Origin of the sequence: Ferriphaselus sp. R-1 (genome assembly GCF_000746095.1) — a bacterium.
Classification (GTDB): Bacteria; Pseudomonadota; Gammaproteobacteria; order Burkholderiales; family Gallionellaceae; genus Ferriphaselus.
This window is the reverse complement of record NZ_JQKP01000001.1, coordinates 105882-119638: the sequence shown is the minus strand read 5'-3', so window position 1 is coordinate 119638 and position 13757 is coordinate 105882. Positions and strand designations below refer to the sequence as shown.

The 13757-nt window shown below is 64.8% G+C and carries 15 protein-coding genes; 9 read left to right on the top strand and 6 right to left on the bottom strand.

The features are described 5' to 3' along the window. Positions 1-5 precede the first annotated feature (5 nt). Positions 6-866: a secretin N-terminal domain-containing protein gene (locus tag DM08_RS00565; RefSeq protein ID WP_035382665.1), complete on the bottom strand. Its 861-nt coding sequence runs from the start codon at positions 864-866 to the stop codon at positions 6-8. 60 nt (positions 867-926) lie between these two features. Here DM08_RS00565 and DM08_RS00560 point away from each other — a divergent pair, with 60 nt between their 5' ends. Genes DM08_RS00560 through DM08_RS00535 form a run of 6 tightly spaced genes read left to right on the top strand, consistent with a single transcriptional unit; the run spans position 927 to position 6652 of the window. Further along, on the top strand, positions 927-1406 hold the full coding sequence (locus tag DM08_RS00560; protein WP_035382663.1) for a C40 family peptidase: 480 nt from the start codon (positions 927-929) through the stop codon (positions 1404-1406). 15 nt (positions 1407-1421) lie between these two features. Continuing rightward, on the top strand, positions 1422-2150 hold the full coding sequence (locus DM08_RS00555; RefSeq protein WP_035382661.1) for an SIMPL domain-containing protein: 729 nt from the start codon (positions 1422-1424) through the stop codon (positions 2148-2150). A gap of 16 nt (positions 2151-2166) precedes the next feature. Continuing rightward, positions 2167-3534 (top strand): TolC family protein, encoded by a 1368-nt coding sequence (locus tag DM08_RS00550; RefSeq protein ID WP_035382659.1) that lies wholly within the window; start codon positions 2167-2169, stop codon positions 3532-3534. Between the two features lie 7 nt (positions 3535-3541). Beyond that, positions 3542-4723 carry an efflux RND transporter periplasmic adaptor subunit gene (locus DM08_RS00545; RefSeq protein WP_035383008.1) on the top strand — a complete coding sequence of 394 codons (1182 nt, stop codon included), beginning with the start codon at positions 3542-3544 and terminating at the stop codon, positions 4721-4723. Position 4724: 1 nt separating this feature from the next. Beyond that, positions 4725-5435 (top strand): ABC transporter ATP-binding protein, encoded by a 711-nt coding sequence (locus DM08_RS00540; protein ID WP_035382657.1) that lies wholly within the window; start codon positions 4725-4727, stop codon positions 5433-5435. Beyond that, positions 5432-6652: an ABC transporter permease gene (locus DM08_RS00535; RefSeq protein WP_035382655.1), complete on the top strand. Its 1221-nt coding sequence runs from the start codon at positions 5432-5434 to the stop codon at positions 6650-6652. Before DM08_RS00540 ends, DM08_RS00535 begins: the two co-directional genes overlap by 4 nt. A gap of 11 nt (positions 6653-6663) precedes the next feature. Here the strand turns inward: DM08_RS00535 and DM08_RS00530 are convergent, their stop codons facing one another. The 5 genes from DM08_RS00530 to apaG all read right to left on the bottom strand — a co-directional run bounded on the left by DM08_RS00530 (position 6664) and on the right by apaG (position 11763). Beyond that, entirely contained in the window at positions 6664-7602 is a 939-nt protein-coding gene (locus DM08_RS00530) for a patatin-like phospholipase family protein (protein WP_035382653.1), read from the bottom strand. Between the two features lie 25 nt (positions 7603-7627). After that, on the bottom strand, positions 7628-9454 hold the full coding sequence (gene glmS / locus DM08_RS00525) for a glutamine--fructose-6-phosphate transaminase (isomerizing) (protein ID WP_035382651.1): 1827 nt from the start codon (positions 9452-9454) through the stop codon (positions 7628-7630). Between the two features lie 99 nt (positions 9455-9553). Continuing rightward, positions 9554-10783 carry a murein transglycosylase A gene (locus DM08_RS00520; protein WP_051937689.1) on the bottom strand — a complete coding sequence of 410 codons (1230 nt, stop codon included), beginning with the start codon at positions 10781-10783 and terminating at the stop codon, positions 9554-9556. Next, positions 10780-11373: a class I SAM-dependent methyltransferase gene (locus DM08_RS00515; protein WP_035382650.1), complete on the bottom strand. Its 594-nt coding sequence runs from the start codon at positions 11371-11373 to the stop codon at positions 10780-10782. Before DM08_RS00515 ends, DM08_RS00520 begins: the two co-directional genes overlap by 4 nt. 3 nt (positions 11374-11376) lie before the next feature. Beyond that, positions 11377-11763, bottom strand: coding sequence for a Co2+/Mg2+ efflux protein ApaG (gene apaG / locus DM08_RS00510; protein ID WP_035382647.1), 387 nt, complete (start codon positions 11761-11763; stop codon positions 11377-11379). A gap of 108 nt (positions 11764-11871) precedes the next feature. Between apaG and rpe the strand changes: the two genes are divergently transcribed. The 3 genes from rpe to DM08_RS00495 are packed head-to-tail and all read left to right on the top strand — an operon-like array spanning position 11872 to position 13697. Beyond that, positions 11872-12558, top strand: coding sequence for a ribulose-phosphate 3-epimerase (gene rpe, locus DM08_RS00505; protein ID WP_035382645.1), 687 nt, complete (start codon positions 11872-11874; stop codon positions 12556-12558). Positions 12559-12562: 4 nt separating this feature from the next. Further along, the gene (locus tag DM08_RS00500) at positions 12563-13036 is read left to right on the top strand and encodes a hypothetical protein (RefSeq protein WP_035382643.1); all 474 of its coding nucleotides are present in this window, start codon (positions 12563-12565) and stop codon (positions 13034-13036) included. After that, the gene (locus DM08_RS00495) at positions 13002-13697 is read left to right on the top strand and encodes a phosphoglycolate phosphatase (protein ID WP_035382641.1); all 696 of its coding nucleotides are present in this window, start codon (positions 13002-13004) and stop codon (positions 13695-13697) included. The genes DM08_RS00500 and DM08_RS00495 overlap by 35 nt, the downstream gene beginning before the upstream one ends. Positions 13698-13757: the final 60 nt, after the last annotated feature.

Here is a 13757-nt window from a genome sequence, read left to right as displayed (position 1 = left end):
TGCGCTCAGCGCACCTCATCCACTTTCAGCAACACCCGATTGGACTCCGTCCCGCTCGAATCAGTCCCACCGCCCACCACACGGCTGCGGCCAGAGGACTGCTGCGCCAGGTCGCCCAGCACCAGCCAGACTCCCAAACGCCCGGTGACCGTGGTCGAGACCTGCCGCTGTCGCGCATAACCGCCCTCTGCCGATGCGGGCGAGTCGTTCTGCGCCGTCACCTCCAGCGTCACCTGTTCGCCCGCCAGACGCGGCTGCACATAGAACCCGCTGTTCGCTTCCCGGTACTGCGTCGTCTCCACGGTCTGCACCTGACCTTGTACCGTCAGCACCTGCTGCCGCACGGTCACGGGCTGCGCTTGTCCGATACGCACCAGCGCCCGACCACCCTCGACCACCATCACCTGCTGCGACTTGTGATCCTCCAGCTGCGTCTGCCCATCCTGCATCCGCCCGCGCAACCGGTCACTGCCCCGTCCGGCCTCGACCACCAGACCACCGTTGCCGGCCACGTCCGCCACAGCCATCCGCGCATGCGGCCCGACCCCGACAGTGCCGGACAGCCCGCGCAGGCGGTTGACCGTCGTCTCATCCACATCCTGCAACACGGTGATGCGCAAGCGCCGCAGCGGCACGTCCAGACTCGGCAACAGCGCGCGTATCTCGGCCAGAGCGGCAGGTGAACCGCGCAGGATGAGCTGGTTGTTCATGCCGGTCGCCGCGCCATCCGGCTCCAGCAACGGACGCAACACCGGCAGGACCTCGTCCACCGAGCGATGTTGCAAGGGGAGCACGGCCACCTCGGCAAGAGCAATGCTCGCCCACAGCGTCCCTGCGCACACCAGACACATCCAAATCGCCGCCATCCTGTTCATGTCCCTACCATCCGCTTTACACGTCCGCCACTCTACCGTAAATTCCCGCCCATGAAGAAACTCCTGCCCCTGCTCATGCTCATGCTGGTCAGCGCCTGTACCAGCTCGCCTCCGAAAGAGGGCGGCTCGCTGCAGAGCGGCGACCCGGCCATCAACGACATGACGTTCTACGCCATGAGCCTGGACGGTACGCCGTACCGGCCCGGTGGTGAGGCCCCGGCGGACGGTTTCGATTGCAGCGGTTTCGTGCAACACGTGTTCGACCACTCGCTGGGCATGAAACTGCCACGCACCAGCCGGGAGATGTCCAGCCTAGGCGACCACATCGAACTCCACCACCTGACTCCCGGCGATCTGGTGTTCTTCAAGACCACCAGCAAACCGTTCTCCCACGTCGGCATCTATCTGGGCGAATCGCAGTTCATCCACGCCCCCCGGATCGGCAGCAGCATACGCATCGAAAACCTCAACGTCGGCTATTGGCGCGCGCGCTATAACGGCGCGCGCCGGGTGTCCCGGCGTTCGCTCTAGGTCCTGGCACGACACATGGAACAGCACACCATCCCTACGCGCCCGCCGTGCCACCGCCCGCATCGGCGCGGACTGATAGCCAGCCTGCCGCTACTGTTTGCACTCATCCCCGCCGCACCTGTCTGGGCCGCAGACCACCCGTCGGTCGACTTCGGTTGCGAAGCCAGTCGCGAGGTCAGCAATGATTTGATGTCGGCGCAACTCAGCGTGGAACTGACCGAACGCGACCCCGCCCAGGTCGCCAGCCGCCTCTCCGGCACACTCGATTCCGGCCTGCGCCTGGCGCGTACATTCCCGTCGGTATTGGTTAGCAGCGGCAACCAGTTCACCCTGCCGGTGTACGGCAAGAACGGGCAACTCACGGGCTGGCGCGGCCATGCCGACCTGCGGCTGGAAAGCAAGGATTTCCAGGCCGCCGCCCAACTCATCGCCCAGTTGCAGGACAGCCTGCAACTCACCGGGATCAGTTTCAGCCTGGCCCCCGCCACCCGCCAGCTCGCCCGCGACGGCTTGATAGTCGAAGCCATGGAGGCGTTCCGCAAACGCGCCCAAGTCGTCACCGGGGCCATGAGCGCGCAGGATTACACGGTGCGCCATCTGGTCATCGACGATGGCGGCAACCTGGGCGTGATGCCGATGTCGTTGCTGCGCAGCGCTGCCGATGCGGGCATGCCCGCACCCGAGTTCGCCGCCGGAACCACGCCGGTGACGGTGCGCGTGTCCGGCACCATCGAGATACGCTGACGCGCCAGCCGCCTTCATGAGTCCTCGCCTCCTGTTTGCCGCTCTGACCTTGTGCCACTCGGCGATGGCGCTCGCCTGGGATTTCGCCGATCCGCTGTCCACCGGGACGACGCGCCGAGCGGAAGCAAGCGCCTGTGACAGCGCACGCATCCAGCGCCCGCTCGCCTTGCAGGATGTCGTCGATCTCGCCCTGTGCCACAACCCCCAGACGCATGGGCTGTGGGCCAACTCGCGGGCGCAGGCAGCACAGCTCGGAGTCAATCTGTCCAACTATCTGCCCACGCTCTCCGCCAGCGCCAATGCCACGCGCAACCAGTCGCAGAGCGGCATCGCTCCGACCACCACCAACCACGGACAGAGTGTCGGACTGACCGCGAGTTATCTGCTGCTGGATTTCGGGGGCCGTGCCGCCAACCTGGAGAACGCGCAACAGCTGCTGATCGCCGCCAACGCGACACGCGATGCCAGCCTGCAATCCCTGTGGCTGAGCACGGCGCAAGCCTATTTCTCCCTGCGCTCGGCGCGTGCCTCCGTCGCGGCGACCCGCACCGCCGAGGCTGCTGCACAGGAGAGTCTGACCGCCGCCCAGGCGCGCTATCTGAGCGGCAGCGCGACCCCCGCCGACCGCATGCAGGCGCAGACCGCCCTGTCGCAAGCCACGCTCAACCGCATCACGGCGGAAGGCAATGCGGCCACGGCGGCTGGCACCCTCGCCAACCTGATGGGGTTCGATGCCGATCAGCCGCTGAACCTGGCCGAAGATGCAGATCTGTCCCCGGACCCGCAGGTCGAGCAGGCCATCGGTCAGCTCATCGCCGAGGCACGCCGACAGCGTCCCGACCTGGTTGCCGCCGAAGCGCAGATCAAGGCCGCCGAGGCGCAAGTGGAGGCTGCACGTGCCAGTGGCCGCCCCAGCGTCAACCTGAATGCCACCACGTCGCGCAATGCGAACTCGGGCACCCCGGATACTCGCGGCAACAGCATCGGCGTATCGCTCAACATCCCGCTGTTCACCGGCATGCGCACCACCTACCAGACCCGCGCCGCCGAGGCGCAAGTGGAAAGCCGCATCGCCGACCGCGACCGCCTCGCCAACCAGATCGCGCTGGACGTATGGAAAGCCTACCAGTCCTTGCTGACCGGCAGTCAGGCACTGCGCATGGCCGATGACCTGGTCGCCTCAGCCGAGCAATCCGAGCGTATGACGCTGGGGCGCTACAAGGCCGGACTGGGCAACCTGCTCGACGTGCTCACCGCGCAATCCACACTCGCCAGCGCGCGCCAGCAGCGCATCACCGCGCGCTACAACTTCCTCGCCAGCCGCTTCGCCCTGGCCCAGGCCATAGGCGAACTCGACCTGACGCAAACGACTTTGATCCACTGAGGTGACCGTGCCCCTTTCCCCCACCGTCAAAAAGATATTGCTCGCCAGCACCGTGCTCGGCATCGTTGCCGCCGCCGTCTGGCTGCTGCCCAGATCATCCTCACCCAACCCGCGTTATCTGACCGAAGCCGTCGAGCGCGGCGCGCTGACGCAGACGGTGTCGGCCAACGGCACGCTGAATCCGGTGACGCTGGTCAGCGTCGGCAGCCAGGTCTCCGGCATCGTCAAAAGCCTGCACGCTGACTTCAACGATCACGTCACGGCGGGTCAAGTCCTGCTCGAACTCGACCCGGCGTTGGTGCAGGCGCAGGCGCAACAGAGCGCGGCCAGCGTCGCCTCCGCACGCGCCAGTCTGGACCTGGCACAGGCCAACGAGGCGCGCATCCGCAGCCTGTACGCGCAGGAATACGCCAGCCGACAGGAGCTGGAGACCGCCGTGCAGGCGCTGAAGGCCGCGCGTGCCCAGCTCACGCTGACCGAGGCCCAGGCCGCACGCGACCGCACCAATCTGGGCTACACACAGATCCGCTCGCCGGTGTCCGGCGTAGTGGTGTCGCGCCAGATCGACGTGGGGCAGACGGTCGCCGCCTCGTTCCAAGCTCCGGTGCTGTTCCAGATCGCGCAGGACTTGTCCAAGATGCAGATCAACTCCAGTTTCGCCGAAGCCGACATCGGCAACATCCGCGCCGGGCAGCCAGCCAGCTTCACCGTCGATGCCTTCCCTGGCCGCCAGTTCAAGGGGCTGGTGCGGCAGGTCCGCCTGAACCCGACCACCCAGCAGAACGTGGTGACCTACAACGTGGTGATCGACGTAGACAACCCGGACAGCCTGCTGCTGCCGGGCATGACGGCCTACGTCGGTGTCGTCACCGCCGAAAAGACGGAAGTGTTGAAAGTGCCGAATGCCGCGCTGCGCTTCCGCCCGGAAGGGGCCGAACGCGCCAACCGCAAGAACGGCGCGCAGAAGAAAGGCTTGCCGGTACAGCCCGGCACATTGCGCGGCAGCGTCTATGTGCTGGACGCTGAGAAGCTCAAGCAGATCCCGCTGCTGGTGGGCGCCTCGGATGGCAAGTTCAGCGTAGTGGTCGAGGGCGAGCTGAAGGCGGGCGATGCCGTGGTCGTGGAGGACACCCAACCGGACAAGTCCGCCAAGAGCAACGCCTCGGCCCCACCCATCCGCCTGCAATGACATGAGCGCGGTCATCCAGCTAGATGCCCTGAGCAAGGACTATTTCACCGATGCCGGTGCGGTGTCCGTGCTCAAAGGCGTGTCGCTGACCATCAGCCGGGGCGAGTTCGTCGCCATCATGGGGCCGTCCGGCTCCGGCAAATCCACCCTGATGAACATCCTCGGCTGTCTGGACATCCCCAGTGGCGGCGCTTACCGCCTGGACGGCACCGACATCGGTACCTTGCCGGAATCCGAGCTGGCGCGGCTGCGCGGGCAGGTCATCGGCTTCGTGTTCCAAGGCTTCAACCTGCTACCGCGCATGAGTCTGGGCAACAACGTCGCCCTGCCGCTGGTGTATCAGCACGTCGGCAAGAGCGAACGCCTGACACGCGCCGCCGACATGCTGAGCCGGGTCGGGCTGGGGCATCTGGTGGACTCGCTGCCGACGCGCATCTCCGGTGGCCAGCAGCAGCGCGTCGCCATCGCCCGCGCGCTGGTCACCCGCCCCAGCCTGATCCTGGCCGACGAGCCGACCGGCAACCTCGACAGCCATACCGGGCGCGAGATCATGGAGCTGTTCCAGCGCATCAACCGCGAGCAGGGCATCACGCTGGTGCTGGTCACCCATGACATGTCCGTCGCGCGTTACGCCCAGCGGCTGGTCTATCTCAAGGACGGCGTGCTGGCCTACGACGGCCCGGTGGCCGAGTTTCAGGGAGTGACGGCATGATCGCGACCTTGCTCGGCGAAGCCTGGCAGGCCATGCTGGCCAACCGCCTGCGCACCTTCCTCACCGCGCTGGGCATCACCATCGGCGTGGCGGCGGTGGTGCTGATGGTCGCCATCGGCCAGGGCACGCAGCAGAAGGTCATCGGCACCATCAACTCCATGGGGGCGAACCTGCTCATCGTCAACTCCGCCTCGGCGCGTTCCGGCGGCGTGCGCAGCGGCATGGGCGGAATGCCGACGCTGACGCTGGGCGATGTCGCCGCCATCCACGAGTTGGCCCCGACGCTGTACGCCTCGCCCATCTCCACCGGCTTCGTGCAACTGGTCTATGGCCCGAACAACTGGAACACCTCGGCGCTGGGCGTGAACACGGAATATCTGGAACTGCGCGACTGGCGCGTGGAACGGGGGCGGAGCTTCAGCGAGTCCGACATCTCCAGCGCGACCCGCGTGGTGATCCTGGGCCAGAAAGTGGTGGAGAACCTGTTCGACAGCGAGGACCCCATCGGTCAGGTCATCCGGGTGAAGGGGCAGCCGTTCACCGTGATCGGCGTGCTCAGCCAGAAAGGGCAAAGCATGGATGGCCGCGACCAGGACGACTCCATCATCGTGCCGGTCACCACCGCCCAACGCCAGCTCCTGGGCGGCCCGTTCCGCACGGCGGTGGGCATGATCATGGTGCAGGCGGAAAGCTCGGCCAGCCTGAATTCGCTGGAACGCCAGATCACCGAACTGTTGCGCCAGCGCCATCACATCCGCGAAAAGGCCGAGAACGATTTCGGTGTCACCAACATGACCTCGGTGGCCGAGACCGCTTCGGAGGTAACCGGCATGTTGTCGCTGCTGCTGGGTGCCATCGCCTCCATCTCGCTGTTCGTAGGCGGCATCGGCATCATGAACATCATGCTGGTATCGGTCACCGAGCGCACCCGCGAGATCGGCATCCGCATGGCCATAGGCGCGGATCGCCGCACCATCCTGACCCAGTTCCTGCTCGAATCCATCATCATCACCGTGACCGGCGGCGTGATCGGCATCCTGCTCGGGGCGGGGCTGGCCACCGCCATCGGCAAGCTCGCCGAGATCCCGGTACACGTCACCGCTCAGCCCATCCTGCTGGCTTTCGGCGTATCCGTGGCGGTGGGGGTGTTCTTCGGTCTGTATCCGGCCAGGAAGGCATCACGGCTCAGGCCGATCGAGGCATTGCGCTTCCAGTAGCCGCGCAACGGTCACAGCATCCCGGCCACGCGCTTCTTCTCGTTCAGTTTCGCCAGTTTGGCCTTCAGCTCCGGCAGGATGGCAGCGACCGCCTTCTCGCCTTCCAGCACGGCCTTGTTGCGGCCACTCACATCGGCGGACGGCAAGCCGGTGGTGACCGGACGGATCACGATGTCCGCGCTGGAGTGCTCGTGACGGTTGAGGGTCTGCCCGAAGATGGAGAAAGTCTGCCACAGGATGTCGGTCATGCCGCTGGTCTTGCGATCCTGCGGACGGTCCGAGATGTCCACCGCGATAACGAAATCGGCACCGATGGAACGCGCCACCCGAGCCGGGACCGGCGCGACCAGGCCACCATCGACATAATCCTGCCCGCCGATGTTGACCGGCTCGAAGAACACCGGCACGGAGGAGGAGGCGCGCACCGCCATTCCGGTGTTGCCGGTGCGGAACACCACCATCTCGCCTGAAGCCAGATGGGTGGCGACGGCGGCGAAGGTCTTGTGAAGTCGCTCGATCGGACGACCGCCGACGTTCTTGTTGACGAAATCCTGCAAGGCCTGTCCCTTGATACAGCCGCGCTTGTTGGAAACGGCAGTCTCGGCGATGCAGCGGTACATGCCCGAGCCATCGACGACCTGCTCTTCCGCCATGCCCATGGAAAGCTCCTGGATCTGGAAGCCGTTGAGCCCGGCAGCATAGAGCGCGCCGACCACCGACCCGGCACTGGTCCCCACCACGATGTCGGGGCTGATGCCCTGCGCCTCCAGTGCCTTGATGACACCGACGTGTGCGAAACCGCGCGCCGCGCCGCCGCCCAGCGCGAGTGCAATGCGGGCCGGAGGGCGCTCGACCGCCACCGGCTCAGGCGGCGGAAGCGGCACGGCGGGCGGAGTAGCACACGCCGCCAAGCCTATCGACCACAGGAATGCGCAGGCCAGTCTTCTCATCGCTATGGGCGGCTCCGGAGCAGACTCATTCCACCGTAACGGATTTCGCCAGATTTCTCGGCTTGTCCACATCCGTCCCCTTTTGCAGCGCCACGTAATACGACAGTAACTGGAGCGGGATGGTGTGGAGTATGGGGCTGAGGTAGCCCGCATGTTCCGGCATCTGCATCACGTGGATGCCCTCGCTCGATTCGAAGCGGGTATCGGCATCAGCGAACACGTACAGCTCGCCGCCGCGCGCCTTGACCTCTTGCAGGTTCGACTTCAACTTTTCCAGCAGAACATCGTTCGGCGCGACGGCAATCACCGGCATGTGCTTGTCCACCAGAGCCAGCGGGCCGTGTTTGAGTTCGCCCGCCGCGTAGGCCTCGGCGTGGATGTAGGAGATCTCCTTGAGCTTGAGCGCGCCTTCCATGGCGATCGGGTAATGCAGGCCGCGCCCGAGGAACAGGGCATGGTGCTTGTCGGCGAAGCGCTCAGCAAGCCGGGCGATGGCCGGCTCCAGCCGCAGCACAGCCTGGATGGCGCTGGGCAGGTGGCGCAACTCATGCAGATGCCGCTGTTCGTCCGCATGGTCGAGGCGACCACGCTGCTTGGCCAGCACCAGAGTCAGCAGGAACAGCGCCGCCAGTTGGGTGGTGAAGGCCTTGGTCGAGGCGACCCCGATCTCGGGACCGGCGCGGGTCAGGAAGCGCAGTCTGGAGTTGCGGATCAGCGCGCTCTCCGGGACGTTACAGATGCTCAGGGTGTGCCCCATGCCCTGCGACTTGGCATAGTTCAACGCCGCCAGGGTGTCCGCCGTCTCGCCCGACTGGGAGATGGTCACCACCAGCGTTCTGGGGTTGGCGACGCTGACGCGGTAGCGGTACTCGCTAGCGATCTCGACCGAGCAAGGGATGCCCGCGATCTCTTCCAGCCAATAGCGCGCCACCATGCCGGCATGACTGCTGGTGCCGCACGCCAGGATCAGGATGCTGTCGATATCGGCGAAGATCGCCGGTGCTTCCGCGCCAAAGATGCCAGGGATCAGCGATTGGCTGTTGCACACTGCCTCCAGCGTGTTCGACACCGCCTGCGGCTGCTCGTAGATCTCCTTCTGCATGAAGTGACGGTATTCGCCCAGCTCGACGCTTTCGTTGCTCAGTTCGCTGGTATGGACCGGACGCTCGACCGGACTGCCGCCCGCGTCAAAGATGCGGTAACTCAGCAGGCCGATCTCGGCGACATCGCCCTCTTCCAGATAGACGACACGCTGCGTCACGGGAAGCAGCGCAGACATGTCGGAAGCGATGAAGTGTTCCTGCACGCCCACCCCCAGCAACAGGGGACTGCCCTTGCGCGCGCAGATCAGGCGGTCGGGATCGTCGGCGGCGACCACGCCGATGGCATACGCGCCGATCAGTTCGGCCAGGGTCTCCAGCACCGAAGCCAGCAAGGTCTTGCCTTGCGCATAGTGGTTGTGGACCAGATGGGCGATGACCTCGGTATCGGTGTCGGAGGTGAACTCATATCCCTGCGCCTCCAGTCGGGTGCGCAGTTCTTCGTAGTTCTCGATGATGCCGTTATGTACCACGGAGACGCGATCACGGCTGACGTGAGGATGCGCATTGCGGATACTGGGCACGCCGTGAGTGGCCCAGCGGGTATGGGCGATGCCCAGCAGCCCGCGCGTATCCGCACTCTTTTCCATCAACTCGGCCACACGCCCGGTGCTGCGCACCCGTTCGAGCTGGCCGTCGCTGACCACCACCACACCTGCCGAGTCATAGCCGCGATATTCCAGTCGGCGCAGACCTTCTAGCAGGATGGGAACGACGTTACGCTGAGCGATTGCACCTACGATTCCACACATGATTCACCTCAAGAATTCGAGCGACGGGCCAGCCCGCACCAAGCCGCGATTATATACGGTTAGCCGGTAGGGTGATCCGGGTGATGACCGCCCCGGCCATCAGTTTGCCCTGCCGCCTGCCGGCGCGCCACCGCCATTCGCCACACTGGGTTCGCTGCCCGCCGGGTAGAAGATCCACATCCGCCCCTTCTGCTTCATCTTGCCGGCCAGCGCACCCGCCTGGTCGCCGTAACCCCAGAAGAAGTCCGCCCGTACCGCGCCCTTGATCGCGCCGCCGGTATCCTGCGCCAGCATCAACCGGTTGAGCGGTGTCTCGCTGTTGGGGCGGGTGGTGGACAGGAACACCGGCGCACCCAGAGGGATGCTGCGCGGGTCGATAGCGAGGCTGTATTCGTTGGTGAGCGGCACGCCCAGCGCACCCAGCGGGGCAGACAAACTGTCGGGCAACTCGCGGAAGAACACGTAACTGGGATTCTGCGCCAGCAAAGCGGGCAGCTTCTCAGGGTTGCGCGCCGCCCATTGCTTGATGCCCTGCATCGACGCTTCCTCGGCTTTCAGTTCGCCCATCTCGATCAGCTTCTTGCCGATGGAGATGTAGGGATGGCCGTTCTGATCGGCATAGCCGACCTTGCTCAGCGTGCCGTCCGGCTGGGCGATGCGGCCCGAGCCCTGGATCTGCAGGAAGAATAGCTCGACCGCATTCTCCACCCAGAACAGCTCGCGCCCCTGCAACGGCGGCTTGCCCGCGTCGATGTCGGCCCGGTTGTAATACGGCACGACCTTCTTGCCGCTCAGCCGCCCGCGCAAGCGCATGCCCTTGAGCTGCGGATAGACCTCGGCGAGATCGATCTCCAGCAGATCGTCCGGCGCGGCATACAGCGGATAGCGGTAACGTTCGCTCGGCGTGCGGCTGCCGGACAAGCGCGGCTCGTAATAGCCGGTGATCAGGCCTTGCTCGCTGCCATCCGGATTGATGATCTGGTAGGGCGTAAAGTTGGCCTCAAAGAAGGCGCGCAGCGTGGCGTTGTCGGTGGTTTCGACTTGCCAGGCGCGGTCGCACACCGCTTTCCAGTTGGGCTTGTTCTTCAACCCCCGGCAGCTTTGCTGGAACGCCGTCCAGGAAGGCGCGAGGTCCTGACCAGCCCAGTCCGGCAGCTGGTCCCAACGGCTGGCGACATAGCTGGGCGGCAACGGCTTAGCCGGGGCGACGACCTCCGGCGGCGGACACACGGGCGCGACGACGGGTTGAGCCGGCGGCGGAGTCTGGCAACCTGCGAGCAGGCCAATCAGGATCAGGGATGCCGCCAGTTTTTGCTGCAAGGTCTTCATGGTTTCTCCAACTCGATCAGGCGGAACCAGCCGCCTGCCAGCGCCGCCTCATCGGAGCGCAGATTCAGTTCAGGGACAGCGGCCAGCACCTCCTCGAACACCACATCGGTGCGCGTGGCGATCTGGCCAATCAAGGGGCTGAGTGCCCGCCGCAGCGGAGCGACTTGCCCGGCACGCAGAAATTTGTCGAACACCAGCAGCGTGCCGCCGGGTTTGAGTACGCGCGCGGCTTCGGCCAGGGCTTGCGCCGGGTGCGGAACGACGGCGACGATCAGGTGCAGCACCACGCAGTCGAAACTGGCAGCGGCGAACGGGAGCGCCATGCTGTCGCCCTGTACCAGTGCCAGATTGAGGCCGACACTGCGCGGGCGGGCTTTGGTCAGCATGGCGGCGGTGATGTCGAGTGCGACGTAGTCATGCTGTGGGGGCAGTAGCGGAAAGTCGAGTCCGGTACCCGCCCCACCCAGAAAAACCTTGGCGGGCTCGATCGGCAGTCGCTGCAAACTGCGCCGCCGCGCTTCCCGCGTGGCGCGCTCAAGGAAAACGTCGTAGAACGGCGCGATGAATCGGTAGCTGGTCTGCAGGGACATCGATCAGTGAAGCACGCGCGGCACGCTGAGCACGAATTGCGGGATGGCGACTTCGAACGGCTCGCCGTCGCTGGTCTGCATCGAATAGCTGCCGCTCATGGTGCCGACCGGCGTGGTCAGCGCGGTGCCGCTGGTGTACTCGAAACTCTGCCGGGGCTTGAGCACCGGCTGTTCCCCCACCACGCCCTCACCGCGCACGTCCTGCACCTTCATGTTCGAGTCGGTGATGATCCAGTGGCGACTCATCAACTGTATCGTCAGCTCGCTCAGGTTGCTGATGGTGATGGTGTAGGCAAAGACGTAGCGTTCGGCGGCTTCGTCAGATTGCTCGTCGAGATACCTTACGGCAACGGAAACCTTGATCGGGATAGGGGTAAGGGTTGCGTTCATGGCCCCATTTCAACCGAATTCAAGCGGCTTGACAAGCGGTTGATAACGGGCGCGAAAGTTGGGGTAGAATGCTCGCCTTGAATTTTTTATTTGATTGAGGTTTTTGCCATGTACCAGATCGCACCGAGCATCCTGTCCGCCGATTTCGCCAAACTGGGCGAAGAAGTCGATAACGTCCTCGCCTCCGGCGCTGACATCGTGCACTTCGACGTGATGGACAACCATTACGTGCCGAACCTGACCATCGGTCCGCTGGTGTGCGAGGCGCTGCGCAAGCATGGCGTGACCGCGCCGATCGACGTGCATCTGATGGTCAAGCCGGTGGATCGCATCATCCCTGACTTCGCCAAGGCGGGCGCGACCTACATCACTTTCCACCCAGAAGCCTCCGAGCACGTTGACCGCACCATCGGCCTGATCAAGGAATTGGGTTGCAAGGCCGGTCTGGTGTTCAACCCGGCCACCCCGCTGGACATCCTGGAATACACCCTGCCCAAGCTGGACATGGTGCTGCTGATGTCCGTCAACCCCGGCTTCGGCGGCCAGAAGTTCATCCCCTACGTGCTGGACAAGGCACGCGCCGTGCGCAAGATGATCGACGCCGGCGGCTACAACTGCCGTCTGGAGATCGACGGTGGCGTCGGCCCGGCCAACATTCGCGAAGTGGCGGAAGCCGGTGTGGATACCTTCGTGGCAGGCTCGGCGGTGTTCGGCAAGAAGAATGCGGCTGACAAGAATCACTACAACACCATCATCGGCGAACTGCGCGCCGAACTGGCCAAGGTCGGCAAGTAACGTCATGGCCATCCGCCATCTCACCCTGCTGTTGCTGGCCGCCCTGGCCCTGTCCGGATGCGACAAGCTCAAGGCGATGCGGGATGGCGCGCCCGACCCCAAGGTACTGGATGCGGAAGCGGTGGGCTATGCCTGCCGCGTGTCGCAAAAAGTGCCCGAAGCCTGCATGAAAGAGAACGACGCGCACAGCCCTTCCTCGGTGCTGGCGGGCTGGAAGAAGGCGGATGGTGACATCAAAGGCGGCCACATCGACCCGACCATGAGCAATGTGGTGCCGGTGGCCGCTTCAGCCCCGGCTGCGGCGGATGCCGAGGCTGAGGGTGGCAAGGACGAAAAGACAGCCGATGCCAAGGCGGAAGAGAAATCCGGCAAGCACGAGAAGCCCGCTGCCGATGAAAAGACAGACCCCGCTGGCAAGTCCGGCGCAAAGAAGACCGAACACGATGAAGCTCCAAGTAAGCCCGCAAAATCCCATTAACGCTGCCGCCATCGTCATCGACCTTGACGGCACCCTGCTCCACACCGCCCCCGAACTCGCCGAATCCGCCAACCGCATGTTGCGCGACATGGGCCGCGCGCCCGTTTCGCAAGAACTGCTGATGAGCTACATCGGCAACGGCATCCACTGGCTGGTGAAGCGCGCATTGACCGGCGATATGTACGCCGAGCCGGACGCCGCGCTGTTCGACGAAGCGCTGCCGATCTTCGAGCAGCATTACACCGAACTGGCCTGCGTGAGCCAGCCCTTTGCCAATGTGGTGGCCGGTCTGGACGCGATGAAGGCAGCGGGTTTTCGCCTCGGCTGCATCACCAATAAGGTGATGCGCTACACCGACCCGATCCTCAAAGCCTCCGGTCTGGCACCGTATTTCGAGATCGTGCTGGCGGGCGACACCTTGCCAGAGAAGAAACCGCACCCGATGCCGTTGCTGCACGCCGCCAAGTTCTTCGGCTGCGCCATTGAAAATCTGCTGCTGGTGGGCGATTCCTTGAGCGATTCGCAAGCTGCCCGCGCTGCCGGTTGCCCCATCCTCTGCGTGCCTTACGGCTACAACCACGGCGAGCCGGTGGAGACGCTGGACATCGACGCGGTGATTACCGATCTGATGGGCGTGCTGCCGCTGGTGCGCAAGGTCTGAGATGGAACGGCTCCTGCACAGGACGAGTTGGCGATGGTGAACTGAGTTTCCGTTCACCTG